The organism is Teichococcus oryzae (assembly GCF_008386565.1).
GTDB classification, from domain to species: Bacteria; Pseudomonadota; Alphaproteobacteria; order Acetobacterales; family Acetobacteraceae; genus Pseudoroseomonas; species Pseudoroseomonas oryzae.
Genome location: NZ_VUKA01000001.1, coordinates 50,883 through 75,857 on the forward strand (window position 1 = coordinate 50,883; position 24,975 = coordinate 75,857).

The following is a 24,975-nucleotide window of genomic DNA, read 5'->3' on the forward strand; positions in this document are numbered from 1 at the left end:
CTGATGCGGCTGCGGCTGCGTGGCCGGCTGGGCCCGCGGGCGGCCTCCCGCCCGCGCATCCTGCCCGATCCCTCCCTGCCGCGTGGGGCCGCCTTCTGGTGGGGCGGGATGCTGCGCATCGGCGGTGCCGAGCCTGAGCGCGCCGGGGCCGCGGCCGTGCTGGCGCTGCCCGCCGGCACGCGGCGCGCCGTGCTGGATGCGCGCGCGCTGGCACCGGACGCGGCGGTGGCGATGGCCGGCGGCATGGCATTGCGGGCGCCGCGCGGTTTCCGCCTGGATCTCTGGCACGATGATCCGGAGGCGCTGGCGCCGCTTTGGCAACGGGCGCGCGCGGTGCTGCGCGGCGTGGCGCTGGCGCGGCGGCTGGTCGCCTCGCCAGGCAATGTGCTGACACCCCGGCGCTTCGCCCACCGGCTGAAGCGGCTGGAGCGGCATGGCATCGCGGTGCATGTGCTGGGGCCGAAGCGGTTGCGGCAGGCCGGGTTCGGCGCCCTGCTGGCGGTGGGGCAGGGCTCCGCCAATCCGCCAAGGCTCGCCGTGCTGCGCTGGGCCGGGCGCATCCCGGTGGCGCCGCTGGTGCTGGTGGGCAAGGGCATCACCTTCGACACGGGCGGGCTGTCCCTCAAGCGCGGCCCGGGAATGGAGGTGATGGCCGGGGACATGGCCGGCGCCGCCGCCTGCGCGGGCGCGATGCTGGCGGCGGCGCTGCGCAACAGTCCGGCGCCGCTGGCCGCCGTGCTGCCGCTCGCCGAGAACAGCCCGGGCGCCGCCGCCTGCCGCCCCGGTGACGTCATCACCACCCTGTCCGGCCAGACGGTGGAGGTGGTGGACACCGACGCCGAGGGGCGCCTCGTCCTGGCCGACGCGCTGAACTACGCGGTGCGCGCCTTCCGCCCGGAGGCGGTGGTGGACCTGGCGACCCTGACCGGCGCCGCCATCGCCGCGCTGGGGCATGAGCGGGCGGCGATCTTCACCAATGATCCGCCTTTGGCGGCAGCGCTGTGCGCGGCGGGGGAGGCGGTGGGGGAGCGCCTTTGGCCGCTGCCGGTGACGGAAGCGGATGACGAGGCCTTGCGCAGCGACATCGCCGACCTTCGGCAATGCTGCCCTTCCGGGCCGCAGGGGCGGCATGTGCCGGATGCCAGCCATGCCGCCGCCTTTCTGCACCGTTTCCTGGGGCCGCACCCGCCGGCCTGGGCGCATCTGGACATCGCCGGCACCATCGGCGAGGAGGTCCGCTGGCGACCGGAAGGCGATGCCGCGTCGCCGGACACGCCCCTGACCGTGCCGGGCGGCTTCGGCGTGCGCCTGCTGGATGCGCTGGTGGCCAACCGCTTCGAGGACCCGCACCGCATATGAGCGAGATCGGCTTCTACCACCTGACCCGCACCCCGATGGAAGCGGCGCTGCCGAAGCTGCTTGGCCGCGTGCTGGCGCAGGGCGGGCGGGCGGTGGTGCAATTGGGGGACGCGGCCCGGCTCGACAGCCTCGATGCCTCCCTCTGGCTCTGCGCCGATCCGGACTGGCTGCCGCATGGCTCGGCCCGCAGCACCGGAAATCCCGACCTGCAGCCGATCTGGCTGACCACGGAGGAAGAGGCCCCGAACGGCGCCCGCTTCCTGTTCCTGGTGGATGGCGCGTCCAGCAGCCGGCTGGAGGCCTTCGACCGGGTATTCGACCTGTTCGATGGCGGGGACGAGGCAGCGGTGCAGGCGGCGCGGCAACGCTGGTCCGCCGCGCGGGCGGCCGGCCACAGCCTCACCTACTGGCAGCAGGAGGAGCGCGGCTGGCAGCGCAAGGCCTGAGCCGCGCCGGCCAGGAAAGACAGGCGCGCGGCTTCCCTTGTGCGGTTTCTGCGCCTCGCCCTGTTCAGCGCGGCGCCCAGACCTGTTGCGGCGCCTGCCACAAGGCTTGGTTGCGCATGGCTTCCGCCAGCGCGTCCGACACCACCTCCAGCAGCCACGCGCCCTTTTCGGCGGTGGCGGCGCGGGGATCGCCCATCACGCCGGTGTTCGGGGCGCGCTCGGCAAAGGACCAGAAGCGGTGGAACGGGCCGCTGACGCTGGTGGCGGGGGCGGACAGGGCGCCGGCGATCTCCTCCTGCCGCACCTGGGCGGGGTCGATATGCAGCCAGAAGCTGGTTTCGGCCTCGCAGGCATGCATGACGCCGGGCTGGGTGTCGAGCACCGCGCCCAGTTTCTCGCCCGCCACATGGAACACCGTGCTGGTGACCACCGGCATGGCGAACTCGACGCACAATTCCCGCGCGGCGACCGCCAGCGGGTCGATGTTGCCGCCATGGCTGTTCACCAGGAACAGCCTTTGGAAGCCCTGCGCCTTGAGCGAGCGGCAGACACAGGCCAGCACGGCGCGGAAGGCGGCATAGTCCAGCGTGATGGTGCCGCCGAAGGGCAGGTGATGCTCCGACATGCCGGTCCACATCGGCGGCAGCACCACGACGGGCTGTTCGGCGCCCGCCTTGCGGGCCGCCATCAGGCAGCAGGCATGGCCAATCATGCTGTCGGTCCAGACCGGCAGATGCGGCCCGTGCTGTTCCAGCGAGGCTACCGGCAGCACCACCAGCGCGCCGCGTTCCGCCAGGGCGCGGAGTTCCGGCGCGGTCAGGCGCTCCCACCGGACCGCGTTCTCGGGCAGCAGGCTCATCGGCATCTCCTGGTGTTTCCTGAAGGGCAGCGAACCATGACGGGGCGGCGGCGCCAAGATGGCGCGGGCGGATCGACGCCGGCCCGGCCGCCTGCCCGGCAGGGCCGGCTCCCGCTGTGCTGGCGGGCGGACAACGGCCGAAAGGCCGGCGGGCCGGGACAGGGCTTGTCGTATTGCACGATGACGTTTCTCTGTTTTAGGTTCGGAAAGGTAACAGCGGGTCCATAACCCGCAGGAGGAACGGACAAGATGGAACGACGCAGCCTGTTGCGTGCCGCCCTGGCGGCGCCGCTGCTTTCCCCGCTGGCCGCCCCGGCCATCCGGGCGCAAAGCCGATCCCCCGGCTTCACCCATGTGGTGCGGCTGATCGTCCCGAATGCCCCGGGCGGCACCAGCGACATCCTGGCCCGGCTGATCGCGCCGGAACTGACCCAGGCCTTCGGCCAGAACGTGGTGGTGGAGAACCGGGCCGGCGCCGGCGGCAATATCGGCGCCGATGCCGTGGCCAAGGCCGACCCGGATGGCCACACCCTGGCGCTGCTGGACCTGTCGGTGCTGGCGATCAACCCGTCGCTCTTCCCCAAGATCCCCTTCGACGCGAAGAAGGATCTGGCGCCCGTCTCCATGGTGATCTACGCGCCCTACATCCTGGCGGTGAAGAACGCCCTGCCGGTGAACAGCGCGGCCGAGCTGCAGGCCTATGCCAAGGCGAATCCGGGCAAGCTGAACGCCGCCAATTCCGGCACCGGCACCGCCAGCCACCTCGTGCAGGTCGCCCTGGCCGAGCAGTGGCAGGCCCCCTTCACCCATGTCCCCTATCGCGGCGGGGCGCCCGGCCTGACCGCCCTGGTCACCGGCGAGGCCGACATGACGGTGGTGGGCGCCACCCAGGCACTGCCCTATGTCACCAACAAGCAGATGCGCGCCATCGCCGTGACCGGGCCGGAGCGCTTCAAATCCCTGCCCGACTCGCCCACCTTCCGCGAGCTGGGCTGGAACAATCCCGACAGCGGCACCTGGCAGGGCATCATCACCACCGGCGGCACGCCCCCTGCCATGGTGGAGCGCATCGCGGCCACGCTGAAGGAGGTGCTGGCCAAGCCCGCCATCGCTTCCCGCATCACGGAACTGGGCGGGCAGCCGCGCCCGGAAGGCCCGGACAGCATGCGCGCCTGGCTGGACCGCGAAACCGAGAACTATGGCCGCCTGATCCGCGAGAACAACATCAGGCCGGATTGAGGGAGCCGACCGCATGAGCCGAGCCGCATCGCCCTTGCGCATCGAGGTGGCGGTCAACGCCGCCTCCTCTCTGCGCACGGCCTTCACGCGGGACGCGGTGCTGGACGCCGCCACCCGCCGCCCCGGCGTGCTGGAAGGGGTGGAGCTCGGCTTCTGCGACACCGGCCCGGCGCTGGAGCAGGCGCTGCCCGGCGCCGACATCCTGGTGCTGGTCGGGCAGGCGCCGCTCGGCGCCCTGCGGCAAAGGGCGCCACGGCTCCGCTGGCTGCACTACACCTCGGCCGGGGTGGAATGGCTGCTGCAGGAAGGGCTGCCATCCGACCTCCTGCTGACCAATGCCAGCGGCACCCACGCCCCCAAGACGGCGGAATTCGCGCTGCTTTGCGTGCTGATGCTGGGCAACAACATGCCGGCCCTGTTCACCGCGCAGCGGGAAGCGCGCTGGGACCCGCGCCCGGCGCCCACCGTCGCGGGGCGGACGGCGCTGGTGCTGGGGCTGGGCGGCCTTGGCGGCGCGGCGGCCGAGGCGCTGTCCGGCGCCGGGCTGACGGTGATCGGCGTCAGCCGCTCCGCCCGCCCGCATCCGGCGGTGGCGGAAAGCCATCCGATCGCCGCCTTGCCCACGCTGCTGCCGCGGGCCGATTTCCTGGTGATCACCCTGCCGCTGACCCCCGACACCCACAACATCATCGGCGCGCGGGAGCTGGACCTGCTGCCGCCCGGCGCGGGGGTGGTGAATATCGGCCGGGGCCCGCTGCTGGACCATGACGCGCTGGCGGCCCGGCTGAGCGACGGGCGGCTGGGCGGCGCGGTGCTGGATGCCCTGCCGCAGGAACCATTGCCGGCCGAATCACCGCTCTGGCGCACGCCCAACCTGATCATCACGCCGCATTGCGGGCTGTACGATCCGGCGGCCTATGGGCGCCGATGCCTGGACGGGTTCTTCGCCAACCTGGAGCGCTTCAAGGCCGGGCTGGAGATGCGGCAGGTGGTGGACCCGGCGCGCGGCTATTGAGCGGACAGCCCGCTCCGGCCTGCCTCAGAGCTGCGCCTCGATCGGCAGCCACTTCACCAGCCGCGCCATGGCGCGGCGGGACCAGCTGGCATCCGGCTCATGGGGCTGGGTGCCGGCGGCATCCGTCCAGCGCAGCCTGCCGCGCGGCGTCAGCGAAAGGCGGTAGGAACGCCGCGGATCGACCAGCCGGCGGTATTCGCGCGCCAGATGCCCGGCCAAGCCGGGATGCCGGGCAAAGGCGCCCATCTCGGTGTTCAGGTTGGCCGAGCGCGGATCGAGGTTGAAGGAGCCGACGAACACCACCTCCCCGTCCAGCATCATCGCCTTGGTGTGCAGGCTGGCCCCGCGCGAGCCGAACACGCCACGGCCATGCGAGCCCATGCGCTTCAGCTCGAACAGCTCGACCCCGAGTTCCAGCAGGCGCGGCCGGTAGCGGGCATAGCCGCTGTGCACGGCCACCACGTCGGTCGCCGCCAGGGAATTGGTCACCACCGTGACCCTGACCCCGCGCCGCACCAGCGTCTCGATCAGCGCCATGCCTTCCCGCCCCGGCACGAAGTAGGGCGAGATCAGCACCGCTTCCCGCTGCGTCTCCCGCAGCCGGCTGAGGATGGCGGGCGCCATGCCGGCGCGGTGCGCGCGGCCCTTGGCCTTGGCGGGGGGATCGGCCATCACCCGCACCGCGCCGTCGGCGGGCAGCAGGGAATGGTCCTGTCCCAGCAGCACCGCCCGCTTGGCGGCCAGCGCCTTCAGATAGGGGCGTGCCTTGTCGGAATCGGGGATGACATCCAGCTCGGCGCGGAAAGCGGCCAGCGCAGGGGTGCTGAGGCCGGCGGCGACGCGGAACCGCTCCACCGGACGGGCCAGGGAGGATGCCCAGTAGCTGTCGAACACCGTCTGGGCCTGGCTGGCGGCCTCCCCGGCGATCAGCAGGTCGAGGTCGCGGAAGTTGAAGTCGCCGGCGCCGTCGAAATAGGCATCGGCGATGTTGCGGCCGCCCACCAGCGCCATGCGGCCATCCACCACCCAGTTCTTGTTGTGCATGCGGTGGTTCAGGTGCCAGCCGCCCAGCGCGAACTCCACCGCCAGGCCCAGTTGCCCCAGCCAGCGCAGCCGGGCGGTGTTGAACAGCCGCACCTCGATGCGGGGATGCGCGGAAAGCAGGGCAATGCGCCGCTCCACCCCCAGCACGTAGCTGTCATCGAGCAGCATCCGGACCCGCACGCCGCGATCCGCCGCGGCCAGCACCTCGCGCGCCAGCAGGCCGCCGGTGATGTCGTCGGACCAGCGGTAATATTGCAGGTCCAGCGTGCGGCCGGCGATGCGGGCGCTGTGGGCGCGCAGCATGAAGGCTTCCAGCCCCTTCGGCAGCAGCGTCACGCCCGTGGTGGCGCCGGCATCCTGCAGCAGCCGGCTCACCGCCGCATCCAGGGCGCTGGGCACGGGGGTGCCGTTCACCGTCACCGGCGGCGAGCGCGGGGGATGCAGCAGCGCGTGGTTCATGCGGCCTCCGCCACCCCTGGCTCGGCCGGGTGGGCGCGGTTCAGGCTGAGCCGCGCCTTGAGCGGCAGGTGGTCCGAGGCGATGCGGGCCAGCGGGCTGTCATGGGCCTCGACCTGGCGCACCAGCCCCTGCGGCCAGCCCAGGATGCGGTCCAGCGCGAACACCGGCAGGCGGGACGGAAAGCTGGGCGGGCCGAAGGACACCCCGCCGAACAGCGGCTCCAGCGGCCGCAGCGAGGACCGGCGGCCGGGGCGCCATTCATTGAGGTCGCCCAGCATCAGCGTCGGCATGGTGGGGCCGCGGCCGATCGCCTCCAGGATGGCGGCGGATTGCCGCATGCGGCAGCGCTTCAGCAGGCCGAAATGCGCCGCCACCACCCGCAGCCGGCCGCCCGGCAGCTCCATCTCCACCATTACCGCGCCGCGCGGCTCGGCACCGGGCAGACTCAGCCGGTGCACCTCCAGCGCCGTGCCCTGGCGCACCAGAAGGGCATTGCCATGCCAGCCATGCCCATCCGGCAGGCGGGACACCCGCACCATCTGCAAGCCGCAATCGCGCAGCGCCGCCGTGTCCAGCAGGCCGGTGCGGCGGCCGAAGCGGCGATCCGCCTCCTGCACCGCCAGGATATCCGGGCAGATCTCCGTGATCACCTGGGCGATGCGGGACGGATCAAAGCGGCGGTCGGTGCCGACGCATTTGTGGACGTTGTAGGACGCGACCGTGATTTCCGGCCCTTCGGGCGGCGGGGGCGGCGGCACGGATGGCAGCAGCGGCACGCCATGCCGGTCGCGCAGCGACGCCAGGCTGCCGGCGATGTTGCGGGCCAGCCCCGCGCCGATCAGCTTCTGCGCCCTGGCCCGCGGGCCCTTGGCTTGCACGGAACCGCCCTCCTGGCCCTGGCTCTCCGGCAGGGGGGAGTCCAGGGGCGTCATGCTGCATTCCGGGAAAACACGTTGAACCTTTGCTCCGCGTGGTGAGGCGCCGGATGATGGCCGCGTTGCCGCCGCCGGCTTATGGGAACCTAGGAAAGCGCAAGCGGGTTTCCAAGCGCGGCATCAAGCCTCCGCCACCCTCCCATGAGCCTCTTGCATCCCGGCCCCGGACGGGGGCGGAGGCGGGCCGCCCCCGCCGCTACAGGCCCAGCAGGGAGCGGGCGAAGTCCCGGGCGGAGAAGGGGCGCAGGTCGGCCGCCTTCTCCCCCACGCCGACGGCATGCACCGGCAGGCCGAATTCCTGCGCCAGCGCCACCACGATGCCGCCCTTGGCCGAGCCATCCAGCTTGGTCACCACCAGCCCGGTCACGTTCACCATCTCGGCGAACACCTTGCATTGCTGGGTGGCGTTCTGGCCGGTGGTGGCATCCAGCACCAGCAGCACGGAATGCGGGGCGGTGGGATCGATGCGCTGCATCACCCGCACCACCTTGCGCAGCTCCTCCATCAGGGCGGTCTTGTTGTGCAGCCGGCCGGCGGTGTCCACCAGCAGCACCTCGGTGCCCTTTTCCCGCGCCTGCTTCAGCGCGTCGAAGGCCAGCCCGGCGGCATCGGCGCCCTGTTTCGCGGGCGCCGCCACGTCGCAGCCGGTGCGGCCGCCCCAGATCTGCAGCTGCTCCACCGCCGCGGCGCGGAAGGTGTCGCCCGCCACAAAGGTGACGGAGCGGCCTTCCTCGCGGAATTGCTGGCCGAGCTTGGCGATGGTGGTGGTCTTGCCGGTGCCGTTGACACCGACCACGAGCACCACATGCGGCCGCTTGCCGCGGTCGAGCACCAGGGGCTGCGCCACCGGCTCCAGGATGGTGGCGATCTCGGCGGCCAGCGCTTCCTTCACCTCCTGGTCGGTGACCTCGCGGCCGAAGCGGGTGCGGCGGAAGCCCTCGACGATGCGCCCGGCGGCGGATACGCCGAGATCGGCGGTGATCAGCGCCTCCTCCAGCTCCTCCAGCGCGGCATCGTCCAGCTTGCGCTTGGTGAACAGGCCGGTGAGGCCATCGGTGAGCCGCGCTGTGGAGCGCGACAACCCGGCGCGCAGCCGGCCGAACCAGCCGCCCCGTTCCTCGACAGGGGCTGCTTCCGGCTCCGCCTCCGCCTCGTCCGGCAGGAAGGCGGCCGATGGGGGGATGACCGGCACGGCCGCATCCTCGCGCGACGGCTCCGGGGGCGGTTCCACCTCGGGCACGGCCGGCACGGGCGGAGCCTCCGGCAGTGGCGCGGGGGGAGGCGCCTCGGGCGGCGGCGGCGGCGCGGGGGGAGGGGCGGCGGGCGGCGGCGTTTCGGCCGGCGGGCGGTCCCAGCCTGGCGGCGCGGTGTCGGGAACAGGGGGCGGCGCCGGCTGCTCGGGCGGAATGGCGGAGGGCGGAACCTCCAGCGGCGGCGCCGGGGACGGGATCTCGGTGGCGGGCTGGAAGGGCCGCTCGCTCAACGGTCCCTCGCCGGGGCGCGGCGGGGGCGGGATCTCGGCGGGCACCTGCGGCAGGTCGCCCGGCAGCGGACCGCCCGATGGCAGGTCATCCGCCCGCAGGTCTTCCGGCGGGGGGGAGCGGGTTTCGGGCGGCGCCACGGCGCCATGCGATTCGGCGCGCGGCGGCAGCGGGGGCAAGGGCGCCGGGTCAGGGCTGCGGGTTTCCGCCGGGGCGGGGGCGCTGGCCGCCGGCTGGGCCTGGAGCGGCGGCGGCTCGGGTGAGGGCGCGTCCGGAGCAGGCGCTTCAGGCGCCGCGGCGGCAGGTGGTTCCCCGGCGGGGACGCCAGGCTCCGCGGAGGGAAGTGGCTCCTCGGCCGGGGGCGGCGTGGGCTCGGCGGGCTTCTCCCGTCCGGTCAGCTTGGCCCAAAGGTCGCGCAGCGCCATCGGTCAGGCCATCTCGGCCAGCAGGCCCAGCGCGTCGGCGCCGGTCACCCGCGCGCGGATCAGGGCGCCATGGCGGCCCTCGCCGCGCAACAGGCGCAGCGGCGCGAAATGCTCGGTGTGGCCGCGATCGGGGGCTTCCAGCAGCACGATTTCCTCCTGTCCCTGTCGGGCCTGTTCAACGCGGGCGGCGAAGAAGCGGTTGGCGGCGTCGGCTCCGGCCGCGCGCAGCCGTGCCGCGCGCTCCCGCCGCAGCGGCACCGGCAGTTGCGGCATCCGCGCCGCCGGGGTGCCCGGGCGCTCGGAATAAGGGAAGACGTGCAGGAAGTGCAGCCCCGCCTCGGTCACGAAGTCCAGCAGGGCGGTGAAATGCGCCTCGGTCTCGGTCGGGAAGCCCGCGATCAGGTCGGCGCCCAGGGCGATGCCGGGGCGCAGCCGCCGCGCCCGCTCGGCCACCGCCAGCGCCTCCGCGCGCGAATGGCGGCGCTTCATCCGCTTCAGCATCAGGTCGTCGCCATGCTGCAGGGAAAGATGCAGATGCGGCATCAGCCGCGGCTCCTCGGCGATGAGGCGCCACAGATCCTCGTCCATGGCGGCGGGGTCGAGGGAGGAAAGGCGCAGCCGGGGCAGATCCGGCACCAGCGCCAGCAGCCGCCGCAGCGCCTGGCCGAGGCTGGGCTGCCCCGGCAGGTCGGGGCCGTAGGAGGCGATGTCCACCCCGGTCAGCACCACCTCCCGGTAGCCGGCGGCCACGGCGGCGCGCGCCTGCTCCACCATGGCGCCGAGCGGCACGGAACGGGACGGGCCGCGCCCGAAGGGAATGACGCAAAAGGTGCAGCGATGGTCGCAGCCCTGCTGCACCTGCAGGAAGGCCCGCGCCCGGCCGGCGAAATCGGTGACCAGGTGCGCGGCCGTTTCCCGCGCCGCCATCACGTCGCTGACCGGCGCGGGGGGCGCATCGGCCCGCCAGGATTCGGGCTTCAGCTTGTCGGCATTGCCGATGACGCGGGCAACGCCGGGGAGCGTGGCCCAATCATCGGGGCGCAGCTGCGCGGCGCAGCCGGTGACCAGGATGGGGGTGCCGGGGTGTTCCCGCGCCGCGCGGCGGATCGCCTTGCGCGCCTGCCGCTCCGCCTCGGCGGTGACGGCGCAGGTGTTGACCAGCAGCGCTTCCCGGTGCCCGCCGCGCCGGGCGAGGTCGCGCATGGCGACGCTTTCATAGGTGTTGAGGCGGCAGCCGAAGCTCAGCACCCGAAGCGGGCCCTGGTCCAGGGCCTCGGCCCCGCTCATGCGGCGAAGTGGTCCAGCTCGACCTGGCCGGTGAAGGCGGTGGCGACGGGGCCAGCCATCAGCACGCTGCCGTCCAGCCGCCATTCCAGCTCCAGCGCGCCGCCCGGCAACTCGACGCGGGCGCGCCGGGTGGCGAGGCCGCGCCGGTGCGCATTGACCAGCGTGGCGCAGGCGCCGGAGCCGCAGGCCAGGGTCGGGCCGGCGCCACGCTCCCAGATGGCGACGCGGAGATGGTCGGGCGCCAGCACCTGGGCGAAGCCGATATTGGCACGGTCGGGAAACAGCGGGTGGCGTTCCAGCTGCGGCCCCAGCGCGCGCCAGTCCAGCCTGTCCAGGTCCTCCACAAAGAAGGTGGCGTGCGGGTTGCCCATGGAACAGGCGGCGGGATCGGAAACGGCGCCCAGCGCCAGGGGCAGGTGGGCGGTGTCCATCGCCTCGGCCAGCGGCACTTCGTCCCAGCCGAAGCGGGGATGGCCCATATTGGCGCGGACCGTGCCGTCGGGCAGGCGCTCGCAGGGCAGGTCGCCGCTGACGGTGCGCACCGTGACGTGGTCGCGCCCGGTTTCCGCCATCAGCAGGGAGGCGACGCAGCGCGTGGCGTTGCCGCAGGCGCCGGCCTCCGAGCCGTCCGGATTGTGGATGCGCATGAACACATCGGCCTCCGCCGGCGCCTCCCCGGGCGCATCGGCCGCCAGCGGCTCCAGCGTGATGAACTGGTCGCAGCCGATGCCGCGATGGCGGTCAGCGAGGGCGGCGATGCGGGCCGGGCTCAGGCCGAGTGGCCACGGGCGGCCATCGACCACCACGAAGTCATTGCCCAGGCCATGCATCTTGCGAAAGGGGATCTGCACGCCGGCCTATATAGGCGGCGCGGCGATCGGGCGGAACCCGCCCGGGGCGCGAAAGCCGCCGCCGCGTAACGTTCGGGGGACGGGGAGGGGATGGCTCAGGCCAGCGTGCCGTACACCGCCTCCCGCACCGCGTTCGCCGCCGCGCCGCCATTCACCGCCGTCTGGGTCATCACCACGGTAACGATGCGATTCGTCGGATCGGCGAAGAAGCCGGTGCCGTAGATGCCGCCCCAGCCATAGGTGCCGACGCCCTGCCGCGTTTTCGCCGCGCCGGGGTCCGTCAGCACCGAGACGCCATAGCCGAAATCATGGCCCGGCCCGCGCAGGTCGATGGCCATGCCGCCGGTTTGCGGGCGGGTCATCTCGGCCACCGTTTCCGCCTTCAGGATGCGCCGGCCGTCCAGCTCGCCGCCATTCAGCAGCATGCGGGCGAAGCGGGCATAGTCGCCGATGGTGGAGGACGCGCCGGCGCCGCCGGACGGGTAGGCACCGTCGCTGAAGGCGCGGATCGGGTCGCCCATCCAATATCCGCCTGTCAGCGGGTAGGGGACACGCTGCGAGCTGCCCATCGGCTGCAACGCGCCGGACGGGTCGGGATAAAGCGCGGTCACCATGCGCGGCTGGTCGGCGAGCGGCACGCGGAAGGCGAGGCTGGTGAGGCCCAGCGGCGCGCTGATGTGGTTGGCCACGTAGGCATCGAGCGGCAGGCCGCTGGCCCGCGCCACGATGGCGCCCAGCACGTCGGTGGCCAGGGAATAATGCCAGGCGCTGCCAGGCTGCATGGCGAGCGGGGCCGCCGCCAGCCGGCGCATGTTGTCGGCGAGCCCGCGGCGCGGCTCGGCCAGCCCGTCATCCACGCCGAGGCGGCGGTAAGCGTCCACCACGCCGGGACGGTTCAGGAAGCCGTAGGAGAAGCCGGCCGTGTGGCGCAGCAGGTCCCGCACGGTGGGCTGCCGTTCCGCCGGCACGGTGCGCTCCGGCTCGCCCGGGCGCGGGGCCAGGACGCGCAGGTTGCGGAATTCCGGCAGGAAGCGGCCCACCGGGTCGTCGAGCCGGATGCTGCCCTGCTCGACCAATTGCAGGATGGCCACGGAGGTGATCGGCTTGGTCATGCTGGCCAGGCGGAACAGGCTGTCGGGCCGCACCGGCTCGCCGCCGCCGAAGCTGAGGGGGCCGGCGGCGCCGCTGTACAGCACGGTGCCGTCCTGGCGCACCACCAGGGCCGAAATGGCACCCACCTTGCCGCTTTCCACCTGTTGCCGCAGCGCCGCGTCCAGCACCGCCTGCCGGGAGGGCGGCGGCGCCACGGGCCGGGCGCAGGATGTCGCGACGAGGGCCGAGGATGCGCCCATCGCCGCGAGCAGGCTGCGCCGGGACAGTGCGGGGGCTGGTGTGGGCCGGTTCGGGTGCATGGCTCCTCCTGGATTCGCCGTTTCTTATCTGGCGTGAGGATGTTCGCTTGCGGGAGTTGCGGGCAAGTGCGGGCGATCGGGCATCGCGCGGCGGCGAGGAAGCGGCGCGGCCTTGGGGGCGGCCCCCCTTTCCGCCGGCCCTTGCCCCTGGTCCTGGCCGTCGCTATACCGCCGCCTTCTTCCGCGCGTCCGGGCCTGTAGGGCATGCCCGGCCGCGGTTTCGTGCCCGCCCCTCGGGCGGGTGCCTCAAGACTCAGGAGTTCCAAATGCCCAAGATGAAGACCAAGTCGAGCGTGAAGAAGCGCTTCCGGCTGACCGCCACGGGTCTGGTGAAGGCCGGCGCCGGCAACAAGCGCCACATGCTGACCGCCAAGACCAACAAGATGAAGCGGCAGAACCGCGGCATGTTCGTGCTGAACAAGCAGGACGGTGACACGGTGAAGCAGTGGCTTCCCTACGGCCTCGATCGATAAGAGGGGAGCGCACAAATGGCTCGTGTTAAGCGCGGCGTTACCGCCCATGCCCGCCACAAGAAGGTCCTGAAGCTCGCCAAGGGCTATGTGGGCCGTTCCTCCACCGGCTACCGCCCCGCTCTGGAGCGGGTCGAGAAGGCGCTGCAATACGCCTATCGCGACCGCCGCAACAAGAAGCGCGATTTCCGCGGCCTGTGGATCCAGCGCATCAACGCGGCCTGCCGCGAGCAGGGCCTGACCTACTCGAAGTTCATCGCCGGGCTGAAGGCCGCGAACATCGAGCTGGATCGCAAGGTGCTGGCCGCCATCGCCTTCGATGACGCCGCCTCCTTTGGCGCCTTGGTCGAGAAGGCCAAGGCGGCGCTGCCGGCGAACGCCGCAGCGTGATCTGAGCGGCCCGTCAGGGTCGCTGAAGAACAGAGCCGCCGCCGCCCCGGGCAATCCGGGGCGTCAGGCGGCTTTTTTCATATCCGGGTTTCGATGGGACCAAGAGCATGACGGATGACCTTGCCGGGCTGCAGGCGGAAACCGAGGCGGCACTGGCGGCGGCGGGCGACCTGCGCGCGCTGGACGCGGTGCGCGTCGCGACCTTGGGCAAGAGCGGCCGCGTCACCGCGCTGCTGAAGGGGCTGGGCGCCGTGCCCGCCGAGCAGCGCAAGGAGCGTGGCGCGGCGGTGAACCGGCTGAAGGCCGCGCTGGAAGCCGCCATCGAGACCCGCCGGGTGGAACTGGACGCCGCCGCGCTGGAATCGCGCCTGGCCGCCGAGCGCATGGATGTCACGCTGCCGCCGCGCCCCTTCCCCCCCGCCGGCCCCGAGAGTGGCGCGCTGCACCCGATCGCCCGCACCGTCGAGGAAGTCACCGCCATCTTCGGCGCCATGGGCTTCAGCGTGGCGGAAGGCCCGGACATCGAGGGCGACTGGTACAATTTCGGCGCGCTGAACATCCCCGACCACCACCCCGCGCGGCAGGACCACGACACCTTCTACGTCCCCGCCGGCCCGGATGGCCGCCGCCCCGTGCTGCGCACCCACACCAGCCCCGTGCAGATCCGCACCATGCTGGGCGAGGCGCCGCCGATCCGCGTCATCGTTCCCGGCCGCACCTACCGCGCCGACCATGACGCCACGCATTCCCCCATGTTCCACCAGGTGGAGGGGCTGGTGGTGGATCGCGGCATCACCCTGGCGCATCTCAAGGGCTGCCTGATCGACTTCCTGCGCGCCTTCTTCGGCATCCGCGACCTGCCGGTGCGCTTCCGCGCCTCCTACTTCCCCTTCACCGAGCCCTCCATGGAGGTCGATATCGGCTGGAACCGGAAGACGGGCGAACTGGGCAAGGGCGGCGACTGGCTGGAGATCCTGGGTTCCGGCATGGTCCACCCGAAGGTGCTGGCCAATTGCGGCATCGACCCGCGCGAATGGCAGGGCTTCGCCTTCGGCATGGGCATCGAGCGGATCACCATGCTGAAGCACGGCATCCCCGATCTGCGCCCCTTCTATGAAAGCGACATCCGCTGGCTGCGCCATTACGGCAGCCCGGTTCTGTCCCCCGCCAACCTGGCCGAAGGGGTCTGAGGCGATGAAGTTCACCCTGTCCTGGCTGAAGCAGCATCTGGAGACGGATGCGACGCTGGATCAGATCACCACCGCCCTGAACAGCATCGGGCTGGAGGTCGAGGGCGTCGAGGATCGTGGCGCCGCGCTGGCGCCCTTCCGCATCGCCCATGTGGTCGAGGCGGCGCAGCACCCGAATGCCGACCGCCTGCGCGCCTGCAAGGTGGATGTGGGCGATGGCGTGATCCGCTCCGTTGTCTGCGGCGCGCCGAATGCGCGCACGGGCATGAAGGCGGTGCTGGGCCTGCCCGGCGCCTATGTGCCCGGCAGCGGCATCACCCTGAAGGTGGGCGAGATCCGGGGCGTGAAGAGCGAGGGCATGATGTGCTCCTCGCGCGAGCTAGGCCTCGGCGACGACCATGAAGGCATCATCGACCTGCCGGAGGACGCGCCGGTGGGCGTGCCTTACGCCAGCTGGGCCGGGCTGGACGATCCGGTTGTCGAGATCAGCATCACCCCCAACCGGGGCGACGCGCTGGCGATCCGCGGCATCGCGCGGGACCTGGCGGCGGCGGGCCTCGGCACGCTGAAGCCCTTCGCGCCGGCCAAGGTGCCGGGGGTCTATCCCTCGCCGCTGCGCTGGGTGGTGGAGGACGCGGAATCCTGCCCCTGGGTGCTCGGCCGCGCCGTGCGCGGGGTGAGGAACGGGCCATCGCCGAAATGGCTGCAGGACCGGCTGGTGGCCATTGGCCAGCGGCCGATCAACGCGCTGGTCGATATCACCAATTTCTTCACCTACGACCTGGGTCGCCCGCTGCACGTCTTCGACGCGAAGAAGGTGAAGGGCGACTTGCTGTTCATGCGGCGCGGCCGCGAGGGCGAAAGCTATCTGGCGCTGAATGGCAAGGAGATCGCCGTCACGCCGGAGGACCTCGTCATCGCCGACCGCGAGGCGGTGGAATCGCTCGCCGGCATCATGGGCGGGGAGCATTCTGGCTCGGACGAGAACACCTCCGAGGTGTTCATCGAATGCGCGCTGTTCGACCCGGTGCGCATCGCCCTGACCGGCCGGCGGCATGATTTGCGCTCCGATGCCCGCGCCCGCTTCGAGCGCGGCATCGACCCCGCCCTGCTGCCGGACGCGCTGGAAGCCGCCACCGCCATGGTGATCGAGCTTTGCGGCGGCGAGGCGTCCGCCCTCACCGAGGGCGGTGCCGAGCCCGCCTGGCGGCGCGAGGCCAGCCTGCGCTTCGAGCGCATCGCCGGACTGGGCGGCGCCGAGGTCGCGCCCGACGACGCGGTGGGCATCCTGGAGCGCCTCGGCTTCGGCGTGGTGGCGCGGGACGCGGAGAAGGTTACCGTCTCCGTCCCGTCCTGGCGCAACGACATCGCGGGGCAGGGGGCGCTGACCCAGGCGCCCGGCCTGCCCGCCGACAAGGCGCGCGCCGCCGCCGAGGGCTGTGCCGCGATCGAGCCGGAATGCGACCTGCTGGAGGAGGTGCTGCGCATCATCGGGCTGGACCGCATCCCGCCCGCCTCGCTGCCGGTGTCCTCCCCCGTGCCGCTGCCGGCGCTGACGCCGAGGCAGTCCCGCGCCGTGCTGGCCCGCCGTACCCTGGCGGCGCGCGGCATGCTGGATTGCGTGTCCTTCGGCTTCCTTGACCGCAGGGTGGCGGCGCTGTTTGGCGAGACCCCTGACGCGCTGCGGCTGGAAAACCCGATCGCCGCCGATCTCGACCAGATGCGCCCGACGCCGGTGGCCAGCCTGGCGCTGGCGGCGGCGCGCAACATCGCCCGTGGCTATCCCGACCTGGCGCTGAGCGAGCTGGGCGCGGCCTATCGCGACATCACGCCGGAAGGGCAGCTCGCCGTCGCCGCCGGGCTGCGCGCGGGCGAGACGCCGCGCCACTGGGCGGTGCCCGCCCGCGCGGTGGATGCGATGGACGCCAAGGGCGACGCGCTGGCGGTGCTGGGGGCGCTGGGCGTGCCGATGGCGGCGCTGACCGTCACCGCCGATGCGCCCGGATTTTATCATCCCGGCCGCTCCGGCGTGGTGCGGCAGGGGCCGAAGACGGTGCTGGCCACCTTTGGCGAGATCCACCCGAAGCTGCGCGAGGAACTCGGCCTGCCCGGCCCCGCCGTGGCGTTCGAGGTGTTCCTCGACAACATCCCCGACCCCAAGAAGCGCAGGAAGGCAGCCCCCGAGCTTGCGGCCTTCCAGCCGCTGCGGCGCGACTTCGCCTTCCTGGTGGATGCCGCCGTGCCGGCGGAGAACCTCGTTCGCGCAGCGCGTGGCGCCGAACGGGCGCTGATCACCGAGGTGTCGCTGTTCGACCGCTATGCCGGCGACAAGCTGCCGGAAGGCAAGGTGTCGCTGGCGCTGGAAGTCACGCTGCAACCGCGCGAGCGCAGCCTGACCGATGCGGAGATCGAGGCGGTGGCGGCGAAGATCGTCGCCGCCGTGGCCAAGGCGACGGGCGCGACGCTGCGCGGCTGAGGATGCGGCCCGGGGGGGGGAATGCTCAACCTCCCCCCGGTATCGCGCTACAATCCTTCCAGCAGCCGGATCTTGAGGTCGCGGAAGGTGCGCCGGGCGCGGGAGGTCCTTTGCTCCTCCAGCATGGCTTCCAGCGCCCGCCCCAGCTCGCGCAGGCGGTCCTCGCCGAGGCGCTGGGCCTCTTGGAACATGGATCGCTCCTCCGAGGTGGCGTGGTGATCCATGGCGACATGCAGCGCCCGCAAATGCTCGTCGAATTCGGGGCTGGCCGTGTTCAGCTTCAGGGTCATCGCCAGCAGGTCGGAAAGCTGGCGGTGCTCGGAATGGGCGATGGGCACGTCCTCGCTCACCGGATGGACCGCCGGGTAGAAGATGTGGTCCTCCACATGCTCGTGGATCTCCAGCTCGGAGGCGAGGACCCGCAGCAGGTCGCGGCGCTGCGGATCATGCGCGGGCGTGTCCCTGATGGTTTCGAACAGCCGCCGGATCAGCTGGTGGTGCTCGAACAGGACCTCGTCGGCCTTCCGGCCGGGTGAGGTGCCACGGCGCCCGTCCCGCCGCGCATCCGGCTGCGAATCCGACGGCGCCTGGGCGAGGCCGGCGGCGGTGACGACATCCTCGCCCGGCTCCTGTTCCCGCCGGATCTCGACCATGCCGGCCCGCAGCCGCACCTCGTAGCGCGGCTGCGGGCAGGTCGAGGGGCCGCTGACCGGCCACCCGGTTTCCAGGTCGTATCCCGAACCGTGCCAGGGGCAGACCAGCGCGCCGTTGAGAACCCATCCCTGGTCGAGCGGGCCGCCCCGGTGGGAACAGCGCGCGCCCATCGCGTGCACGCGCCCCTTGTGCCGGACCAGGACGATCCCGACGCCCTGGCGCTGGTCCTCGTCCCAGATCTCGACCCGCCGCGGCCGGTTCTCCTCCAGCTCGGCGACAGGCAGCACCGGCCTGAAGTCGCGCGGCTCCAGGCTCCGGTCGGCCTGATCGACGCCGATCCGCCGGCGATACACCATGTGGCCGCCCAGATAGCCGCCGACAAACATGCAGGCCCAGCCGGCGGCGCTGGCCAGCCGCCCTTCGCGAAGGCGCCCCTGGCCGCGAAGCGCGATGGACGCCAGGTTGAGGGCCAGCGCCGTGCTGTTGACCAGGGCATGCGCCATGCCGACCCGCCGGTCGCGGCCATTGGTGTGCTGCCAGTCCGCCAGCCCCGTCGCCGCGGCGGCAACGGCGCCGGCGCTGCCGACCTTCAGGGCCAGTTCGGCGGTGCGCTCCGTTCCCCGGCGCCGGATGCCAAGCGTGGCCAGGAGATCCAGCGCGAAGGCCAGGGTCCAGGTCCCGAGCGGAATGGTCACCAGCATCGGATGGACGGGATGGCCATAGCCGGTTCCGTGCAGGGCATTTGCCACCCCCTCGGCGGGAGATCCCGCGATCTGGGCCGGCCGCGCCATGGCGGTTTCAACCGCGTAGCCGGGCCCGTCGAGCGATGAAGCCGCCTCGATCCGGCCAATGCCCGCATCGGTTGCCCTGGCAAATCTGGAACGTCCCATCGAGTGCCCTCATGCGCCTGCCATCCGATGGCCGCAGCAGCCATCGTGCTTGCTCAACACGCGAGGCACCCGGAGGTTAGGCGCGGGTGTTCAAATGCTTCCGCGATGACACCGCCGGAGAGCGGCGCGGGTCGGGCGGAAAGGCAAGCGCCGGGGGGAGAGGTCATCCTTTCCCCCGGCGGGCCATCAGAATTGCGGCATGGGCGGCAGCGGGTCCATCTTTGCTTTGAACCACCTCTCGTGAATGCGGTTCAGCTCGCCGCTTTCCACCAGCTTGGCGATGAAGGTGTTGCTCCAGTCGCGCAGCGCCGTGTCCTGCTTGCGGAAGGCCATGCCATTGGCCTGGGCGCGCAGGGTGAATTTCGGCTCGATCTGCAGGTTGGCATAGTTCTGGGTGAGCTGCGCCAGCACGGTGGAGGAGGCGCCGATCGCCTGCACCTGGCCGGAGATGATGGACTGGGTGGTGGTGGCGTCGTCGTCGAAGCGCATGATGCGCGTCTCCTTCGGCGCCACGGCGACCAGCGCGGAATCCTGCGTGCTGGCCCGTGCCACGCCGACGCGCACGCCCTTCAGGTCGTCCGGGCCTTTGATGGGGGTGCTCTTCGGCGCGAGGATATAGGTGGTGAAGGCGCTGTAGGGGTTGGAGAACAGCACCTGCTTGGAGCGTTCCTCGGTGATGCCGAAGGTCGCCACCAGCATGTCCACCTTGTTGGTCAGCAGGAAAGGGATGCGGTTAGGGCCGGTCACCGGGACCAGTTGCAGTTCCACCCCCAGCTCCTTCGCCAGGAGGTTGGCGACATCCACGTCGTAGCCGGCGGGGTTCTGGTTGGCGTCGGTGCCGCCGAAGGGCGGGTAGTCGGTCAGCACGCCGACCATGATGCGGCCGCGGCTCTTGATCTCCTCCGGGGTGGCGGCGGCGGCCGGGCGGATCATCCCCGGCAGCATGGCGGCGCCCAGCGCCAGGGCCGCCACGCCGCGGCGGGTAAGGGTGAGGCGTTCGGTCATTCCTGTGTCCTCCTGGATCTTGTTTAGCGCCGGGCCGTGGCCAGCCGCTGCTCCATGCGCTTGCTGTAGAGCGAGAGCGGCCAGCAGATGACGAAATAGGCCAGCCCCACCAGGCCGAAGATGGTGAAGGGCTGGAAGGTGGCGTTGTTGATCACCTGCGCCGCGCGGGTGATCTCCACGAAGCCGATGATGGAGGCGAGCGAGGTCGCCTTGATCAGCTGCACCAGGAAGCCGACCGTGGGCGGGATGGCGACGCGCAGCGCCTGCGGCAGCACGATCAGCCGCATCTGCCGCCAGTATTTCAGCCCCAGCGCGGCCGAGGCCTCCCACTGCCCCTTCGGCACCGTCTCGATGGCGCCGCGCCAGATCTCGCCCAGGAAGGCGCTGGCATGGAGCGAAAGGCCGAGCGCCGCCGCGCCCCAGGGATCGACGTTGAAGCCGAAGATGCCCGGCACGAAGAAGGCCAGGAAAAGCTGCATCAGCAGCGGCGTGCCCTGGAACAGCTTGATGTAGCCGAAGGCGATCCAGCGCAGCGCGGCGATCTGCCCGCTGCGCATCAGCGCCACCAGCAGCCCGCCCACCGCGCCGCCGGCAAAGGCGGCGGCGGACAGCAGCAGCGTCCAGCGCAGGGCCGCCAGGATGAAGAGGATGTCGGCGGAGCCGAGGGTTCGCATGGCTCTCCTCCCTCAGCGCGGTTCGGGCTGGCGCAGGAAGGCGCGCTCGATCCAGGCGAAGATGCCCCAGAACATCACCGACAGCGCGAGGTAGAGCGCGGTGACCACGAAATACACCTCGAAGGAGCGGAAGGTGCGCGCCTGGATGTCGTTGGCCGCGCCGGTCAGCTCGCTGGCCGCGATGGCCGAGCAGACCGAGGAGTTGAGCATCAGCAGGATGAACTGGCTGGTCAGCGAGGGATAGATCGCCTGCAGCGCCGGCTTCAGCACGATGAGGCGGAAGATCTGCAAGGGCCTCATCCCTAGCGCCCGCCCGGCCTCGATCTGGCCATGGTGGATGCTCTCGATCCCCGCGCGGATGATCTCGATGCCATAGGCGCCGACATTGACCACCAGCGCCAGCAGCGAGGCCTGGTCCGCCTCCAGCCGCAGCCCGATGGCAGGCAGGCCAAAGAAGATGACAAAGAGCTGGATCAGGAAGGGCGTGTTGCGGATCAGCTCGATATAGGCGTCGATCACCCAGCGCAGGGGTTTCGGCCCGCCGGTCTTGGCCAGGGCGCCGAGGACCGCCACCACGAGGCCGATGGCCATGGCGGCGGCGGAAAGCCAGACGGTGCGGATGAGGCCGGCCAGCAGCTCATCCCATGCCTCGAAAACGGCGCTGAACTCGAAAACATAGTTCATGGCAGGCGCATGCGATGGTTCCCGGGACATGTCCGGCCCGACGTTTGGGCGCCGGTGCCTTGATTCCTCCCGCCCTGTGATGGCGCGGCTAGGGGAGGCTGGCGCGGATCATGTCACCTGACAAGGCCAGGCCGCATGACGTTCCGGATAGCCTTTCAGCGACGGCCGAACATCCGCTCGAACTCGCCCTTGCCGAAGCGCAGCCAGGTGGGCCGGCCATGGGAACAGGTGGAGGCACGCGGCGTTGCCTCCATCTGGCGCAGCAGGGCGGCCATTTCCTCGGGCTTCAGGCGCCGCCCGGCACGAATCGAGCCATGGCAGGCCAGCCGCGCCACGGCCGCGTCCAGCCGCCGCTCCAGCGCCGTGATGTCTTCCCATTCCTCCAACTCGGCGGCGAGGTCGCGCAGCAGGGGGGCGGGATCGGGGTTGCCCAGCAAGGCGGGCAGGGCGCGCACCAGCACGGCGCCCGGCCCGAAGCCCTCCAGCTCCAGGCCGAGCCGCGCCAGGGCGGGGGCGGCGTCGTGCAGGCGCTGCGCATCCTGCGCCGGCAGGTCCACCACGGCCGGCAGCAGCAGGGGCTGGCTGCGCACCCCACCTTCCAGGAGCTGCGCCTTCAGCGCCTCATGCGTCAGCCGCTCATGCGCCGCGTGCTGGTCCACCAGCACCAGGGCGCCGTCGGGGGCCTCGGCCAGGATGTAGGTGTCCATCAACTGGGCGACCGGCCGACCCAGCGGGCCCTCCATGACGGCGCCGCCAGCATCCTCTCGCGGCGGCGATGGCGGGGCGGCTTCCGGGCGGGGCACCGGAGCCGGCAGGCGCAGCCCGGGCTGCCAGGACGCCGGGCGCGGTGCCAGGAAGCCGGCGGAGGGGGCGGGGCTGTCCAGCGCAGGCTGGGATTCCGCGAAGCCGGCCAGCTCAACCGGATCGACCTCGGTCGCCGACCATTCCGCGGGCGCGGGGGGCGGCGGGACCTGCCCGCCCGCCCCCACCGCCAGGGCCCGGCGCAGCGCCGAGATCAGGGCGCCGCGCACCGCCCCCGCATCGCGGAAGCGAAGCTCGGTCTTCATGGGATGGACGTTCACGTCCACCAGCTCGGGCGGCAAGTCGAGAAACAGCGCCGCCACCGGATGCCGGCCATAGGCGATCAGGTCGCGATAGGCGACGCGCAGCGCGGCGCGCAGCAGCGGGTCGCGCACCGGGCGGCGGTTCACCACCAGATGCTGTTCCGAGGCGGTGGCGCGGGTCAGGGTGGGCAGGGCCGCCATGCCGTCGAGGTCGAGGTCGCTCCAGGCTCCCTTCACCGCAACCGACGCCCCGGCGAAATCCGGCCCCAGCAGGGCATGCAGCCGGTTGGCGCGGTCGGCGGCTGCGAGGTTCAGCACCTGCCGTCCTTCCACCTCCACGCGGAACGCCACCTCGGGCCAGGCCAGCGCCAGGCGGCGCACCGCCTCCACCGCGTGGCCGGCCTCGGTGGCGGGGGATTTGAGGAACTTCCGGCGCGCGGGGGTGGCGAAGAACAGGTCCCGCACCTCGACCCGCGTGCCAGGGGCGCCGGAAGCGGGGCGCACCTCCTCCTTGAGGCCGCCTTCCACCACCAGGCGGTGCGCGTCGCCGCCGGGCAGGCGGCTGGTGATGGACAGCCGCGCCACCGCGCCGATCGAGGGCAGCGCCTCCCCCCGGAAGCCCAGCGTGGCGATGCGGAACAGCGCCGCCTCCTCGGGCAGCTTGGAAGTGGCGTGGCGCTCCACGGCGAGCGACAGGTCGGCCGCCGACATGCCGGCGCCGTCATCCTCCACCAGGATGCGGGACACGCCGCCGCCTTCCAGGGCCACCAGAACATGCCGCGCCCCGGCATCCAGCGCGTTTTCCACCAGCTCCTTCACGGCGGCGGCGGGGCGCTCCACCACCTCGCCGGCGGCGATGCGGTCGGCCGTGGTGGCGGAAAGAAGACGGATGCGGTCCATGAAACGGATCTAGCGCGGCGGGGGCGGCGATGCAGCCGCCCCGGCGATCAATCCCGCCCCATCGGAAGCGGGCGCTAGGCCTTCAGCGCCTGCAACTCGCGGATGCGGGAGATCAGACCCGTGGTGGAGGCGTCATGCTCGCCGATGCTGCCGGCGGGCGCCAGCTCCGGCAGGATCGAGCCGGCCAGCTGCTTGCCCAGTTCCACGCCCCATTGATCGAAGGCGTCGATGTCCCACAAGGCGCCCAGGCAGAACACCTTGTGCTCGTACAGGGCGATGAGCTGGCCCAGGGTGAAGGCATCCAGCCGGTCGAGCAGCAGCGTCGTGCTGGGACGGTCGCCCGGGAAGACGCGATGCGGCAGCAGGCGCTCGACCTCCGCTTCGGGCTTGCCGGCGCGGCGCATCTCGGCCGCCACTTCCTCCGGCCCCCGGCCGCGCAGCAGCGCTTCCGCCTGGGCCAGCCCGTTGGACAGCAGCAGCCGGTGGTTCTCGGCGTAAGGATGGTCCGGGTTCGCCACCAGCACGAAATCCGCCGGCACGGGCGTGGTGCCCTGGTGCAGCAGCTGCATGAAGGAATGCTGCGCGTTGGTGCCGGGCTCGCCAAAGATCACAGGACCGGTTTCGCGCCCCACCGGCTCCCCCGACACCGTCACCCGCTTGCCGAGGCTTTCCATCTCCAGCTGCTGCAGATGGGCCGGGAAGCGGGACAGGCGATGGTCATAGGGCAGCACCGCATGGGCCTTCAGCCCGAGGCCGTTAACATGCCAGGCGGTGATCAGCGCCAGCAGCAGCGGCAGGTTGCGGTCGGGCGCGGCGGACAGGAAATGCTCGTCCATGACGCGGGCGCCGTCGAGCAACTGGCGGAACGCGTTCCAGCCGCAGCTCAGCGCGATGGATAGCCCGATCGCCGACCACAAGGAGAAGCGCCCGCCCACCCAGTCGCGGAAGCCGAAGACGCGGTCGGAGGGGACGCCAAAGGCGGCCGTGGCCTCCAGGTTGGTGGAAAGCGCCGCCATGTGCCGGCGCGCGCCCATCTCGCCCAGATTCCGCTCTAGCCAGCCGCGCACCACATGGGCATTGGCCATGGTCTCGGCGGTGGTGAAGGTCTTGGAGGCCACCAGCATCAGGGTGCGGTGCGGGTTCAGCCGCGGACGGATGGCTTCCCAGTTATGCGCGTCGGCATTGGCCAGGAACAGCGGCCGCATCGGCGAGCGCACCGTCCACAACGCGCGCCCGGCCATGAACGGCCCGAGGTCGGAGCCGCCAATGCCGATATTGATGACGTCGGTGAAGGTTTCGCCGGTGGCGCCGCGGATGTCGCCGGTGTGGATGGCGCGGGTGAAGCGCTCCATCGCCGCCAGCGTTTCCTCCACACTGGCGCCGGCATCCTCCACCGAGCCATCGGCGTGCTTGGCCTTGAAGCCGGCCGAGCGCGGCGCGCGCAGCGCCATGTGCAGCACGGCGCGGCCTTCGGTGCAGTTGACCAGCTCGCCCGCCGCCATGGCGTCGCGCTTCGGCATCACCTGGCAGGCCTCGGCCAGGTCCAGCAACGCCTTGAGCACGTCCTCGGTGATGGAGGTCTTGGAGAAATCCATCAGGATGTCGCAGCCCTGACGGTGGAAGCGGCTGAAGCGCTTCGGGTCGGCGGCGAACAGGGCGCGGATGGCGCCCGCATCGGGCCGGGCGGCGAGCGAGGTGATTTTGCCCCAAGCGGCGTTCCGCGCGTCCGGCGTCATGCGATGCGTCCCTCTTTGTCCGTCAGGCTC

Annotated in this window: 21 protein-coding genes; 8 read left to right on the forward strand and 13 right to left on the reverse strand. The window is 71.8% G+C overall.

Translation table 11 applies throughout. The annotated features are described in order from the left end of the window. The first annotated feature begins 3 nt into the window (after positions 1–3). Both F0Q34_RS00215 and F0Q34_RS00220 read left to right on the forward strand, forming a co-directional pair. A complete protein-coding gene (locus F0Q34_RS00215) occupies positions 4–1,359 on the forward strand; it encodes a leucyl aminopeptidase family protein (protein ID WP_149810135.1) in 1,356 nt (451 codons plus the stop codon). Continuing rightward, positions 1,356–1,805 (forward strand): DNA polymerase III subunit chi, encoded by a 450-nt coding sequence (locus F0Q34_RS00220; protein ID WP_149810136.1) that lies wholly within the window; start codon positions 1,356–1,358, stop codon positions 1,803–1,805. Before F0Q34_RS00215 ends, F0Q34_RS00220 begins: the two co-directional genes overlap by 4 nt. Positions 1,806–1,869: 64 nt before the next feature. Here F0Q34_RS00220 and F0Q34_RS00225 read toward each other — a convergent pair whose 3' ends face one another. Then, on the reverse strand, positions 1,870–2,664 hold the full coding sequence (locus tag F0Q34_RS00225; protein WP_241665236.1) for a creatininase family protein: 795 nt from the start codon (positions 2,662–2,664) through the stop codon (positions 1,870–1,872). Positions 2,665–2,913: 249 nt separating this feature from the next. Here F0Q34_RS00225 and F0Q34_RS00230 point away from each other — a divergent pair, with 249 nt between their 5' ends. Both F0Q34_RS00230 and F0Q34_RS00235 read left to right on the forward strand, forming a co-directional pair. Continuing rightward, on the forward strand, positions 2,914–3,903 hold the full coding sequence (locus tag F0Q34_RS00230; RefSeq protein WP_149810137.1) for a Bug family tripartite tricarboxylate transporter substrate binding protein: 990 nt from the start codon (positions 2,914–2,916) through the stop codon (positions 3,901–3,903). Positions 3,904–3,916: 13 nt separating this feature from the next. Beyond that, complete coding sequence (locus tag F0Q34_RS00235; RefSeq protein ID WP_149810138.1) at positions 3,917–4,918, forward strand: D-2-hydroxyacid dehydrogenase; 1,002 nt, start codon at positions 3,917–3,919, stop codon at positions 4,916–4,918. 24 nt (positions 4,919–4,942) lie between these two features. On the opposite strand, the gene F0Q34_RS00240 is transcribed toward F0Q34_RS00235, so the two are convergent. From F0Q34_RS00240 to F0Q34_RS00265, 6 genes are all read right to left on the reverse strand, one after another. After that, complete coding sequence (locus F0Q34_RS00240) at positions 4,943–6,421, reverse strand: phospholipase D family protein (protein ID WP_149810139.1); 1,479 nt, start codon at positions 6,419–6,421, stop codon at positions 4,943–4,945. Beyond that, positions 6,418–7,353: an endonuclease/exonuclease/phosphatase family protein gene (locus tag F0Q34_RS00245; protein ID WP_149810140.1), complete on the reverse strand. Its 936-nt coding sequence runs from the start codon at positions 7,351–7,353 to the stop codon at positions 6,418–6,420. Before F0Q34_RS00245 ends, F0Q34_RS00240 begins: the two co-directional genes overlap by 4 nt. Before the next feature lie 199 nt (positions 7,354–7,552). Continuing rightward, the gene (ftsY, locus tag F0Q34_RS22730) at positions 7,553–8,518 is read right to left on the reverse strand and encodes a signal recognition particle-docking protein FtsY (RefSeq protein ID WP_206667951.1); all 966 of its coding nucleotides are present in this window, start codon (positions 8,516–8,518) and stop codon (positions 7,553–7,555) included. Between the two features lie 747 nt (positions 8,519–9,265). Then, entirely contained in the window at positions 9,266–10,549 is a 1,284-nt protein-coding gene (mtaB, locus tag F0Q34_RS00255; protein ID WP_149810141.1) for a tRNA (N(6)-L-threonylcarbamoyladenosine(37)-C(2))-methylthiotransferase MtaB, read from the reverse strand. After that, complete coding sequence (gene dapF / locus F0Q34_RS00260; RefSeq protein ID WP_370751016.1) at positions 10,546–11,379, reverse strand: diaminopimelate epimerase; 834 nt, start codon at positions 11,377–11,379, stop codon at positions 10,546–10,548. Before dapF ends, mtaB begins: the two co-directional genes overlap by 4 nt. 116 nt (positions 11,380–11,495) lie before the next feature. Continuing rightward, the gene (locus tag F0Q34_RS00265; protein WP_149810143.1) at positions 11,496–12,812 is read right to left on the reverse strand and encodes a serine hydrolase domain-containing protein; all 1,317 of its coding nucleotides are present in this window, start codon (positions 12,810–12,812) and stop codon (positions 11,496–11,498) included. Between the two features lie 266 nt (positions 12,813–13,078). Here F0Q34_RS00265 and rpmI point away from each other — a divergent pair, with 266 nt between their 5' ends. From rpmI to pheT, 4 genes are all read left to right on the forward strand, one after another. Then, entirely contained in the window at positions 13,079–13,285 is a 207-nt protein-coding gene (gene rpmI, locus F0Q34_RS00270) for a 50S ribosomal protein L35 (protein ID WP_149810144.1), read from the forward strand. Between the two features lie 15 nt (positions 13,286–13,300). Further along, a complete protein-coding gene (gene rplT / locus F0Q34_RS00275; protein ID WP_149810145.1) occupies positions 13,301–13,672 on the forward strand; it encodes a 50S ribosomal protein L20 in 372 nt (123 codons plus the stop codon). Between the two features lie 107 nt (positions 13,673–13,779). Beyond that, on the forward strand, positions 13,780–14,862 hold the full coding sequence (gene pheS, locus F0Q34_RS00280) for a phenylalanine--tRNA ligase subunit alpha (RefSeq protein WP_149810146.1): 1,083 nt from the start codon (positions 13,780–13,782) through the stop codon (positions 14,860–14,862). A gap of 4 nt (positions 14,863–14,866) precedes the next feature. After that, positions 14,867–17,338 (forward strand): phenylalanine--tRNA ligase subunit beta, encoded by a 2,472-nt coding sequence (gene pheT, locus F0Q34_RS00285; RefSeq protein WP_149810147.1) that lies wholly within the window; start codon positions 14,867–14,869, stop codon positions 17,336–17,338. A 47-nt stretch (positions 17,339–17,385) separates the two neighbouring features. Here pheT and F0Q34_RS00290 read toward each other — a convergent pair whose 3' ends face one another. The 6 genes from F0Q34_RS00290 to pgi form a co-directional block, all read right to left on the reverse strand. Beyond that, positions 17,386–18,882: a DUF2231 domain-containing protein gene (locus F0Q34_RS00290; RefSeq protein ID WP_149810148.1), complete on the reverse strand. Its 1,497-nt coding sequence runs from the start codon at positions 18,880–18,882 to the stop codon at positions 17,386–17,388. Between the two features lie 186 nt (positions 18,883–19,068). Further along, positions 19,069–19,887 (reverse strand): transporter substrate-binding domain-containing protein, encoded by an 819-nt coding sequence (locus F0Q34_RS00295; RefSeq protein ID WP_149810149.1) that lies wholly within the window; start codon positions 19,885–19,887, stop codon positions 19,069–19,071. Positions 19,888–19,910: 23 nt separating this feature from the next. Then, positions 19,911–20,561, reverse strand: a complete 651-nt coding sequence (locus tag F0Q34_RS00300) for an amino acid ABC transporter permease (protein ID WP_149810150.1) — start codon at positions 20,559–20,561, stop codon at positions 19,911–19,913. A 12-nt stretch (positions 20,562–20,573) separates the two neighbouring features. Then, entirely contained in the window at positions 20,574–21,245 is a 672-nt protein-coding gene (locus F0Q34_RS00305; RefSeq protein ID WP_149810151.1) for an amino acid ABC transporter permease, read from the reverse strand. 155 nt (positions 21,246–21,400) lie between these two features. Further along, positions 21,401–23,209 carry a DNA mismatch repair endonuclease MutL gene (gene mutL / locus F0Q34_RS00310; protein ID WP_149810152.1) on the reverse strand — a complete coding sequence of 603 codons (1,809 nt, stop codon included), beginning with the start codon at positions 23,207–23,209 and terminating at the stop codon, positions 21,401–21,403. A 74-nt stretch (positions 23,210–23,283) separates the two neighbouring features. Further along, positions 23,284–24,945: a glucose-6-phosphate isomerase gene (gene pgi, locus F0Q34_RS00315; protein ID WP_149810153.1), complete on the reverse strand. Its 1,662-nt coding sequence runs from the start codon at positions 24,943–24,945 to the stop codon at positions 23,284–23,286. Positions 24,946–24,975: the final 30 nt, after the last annotated feature.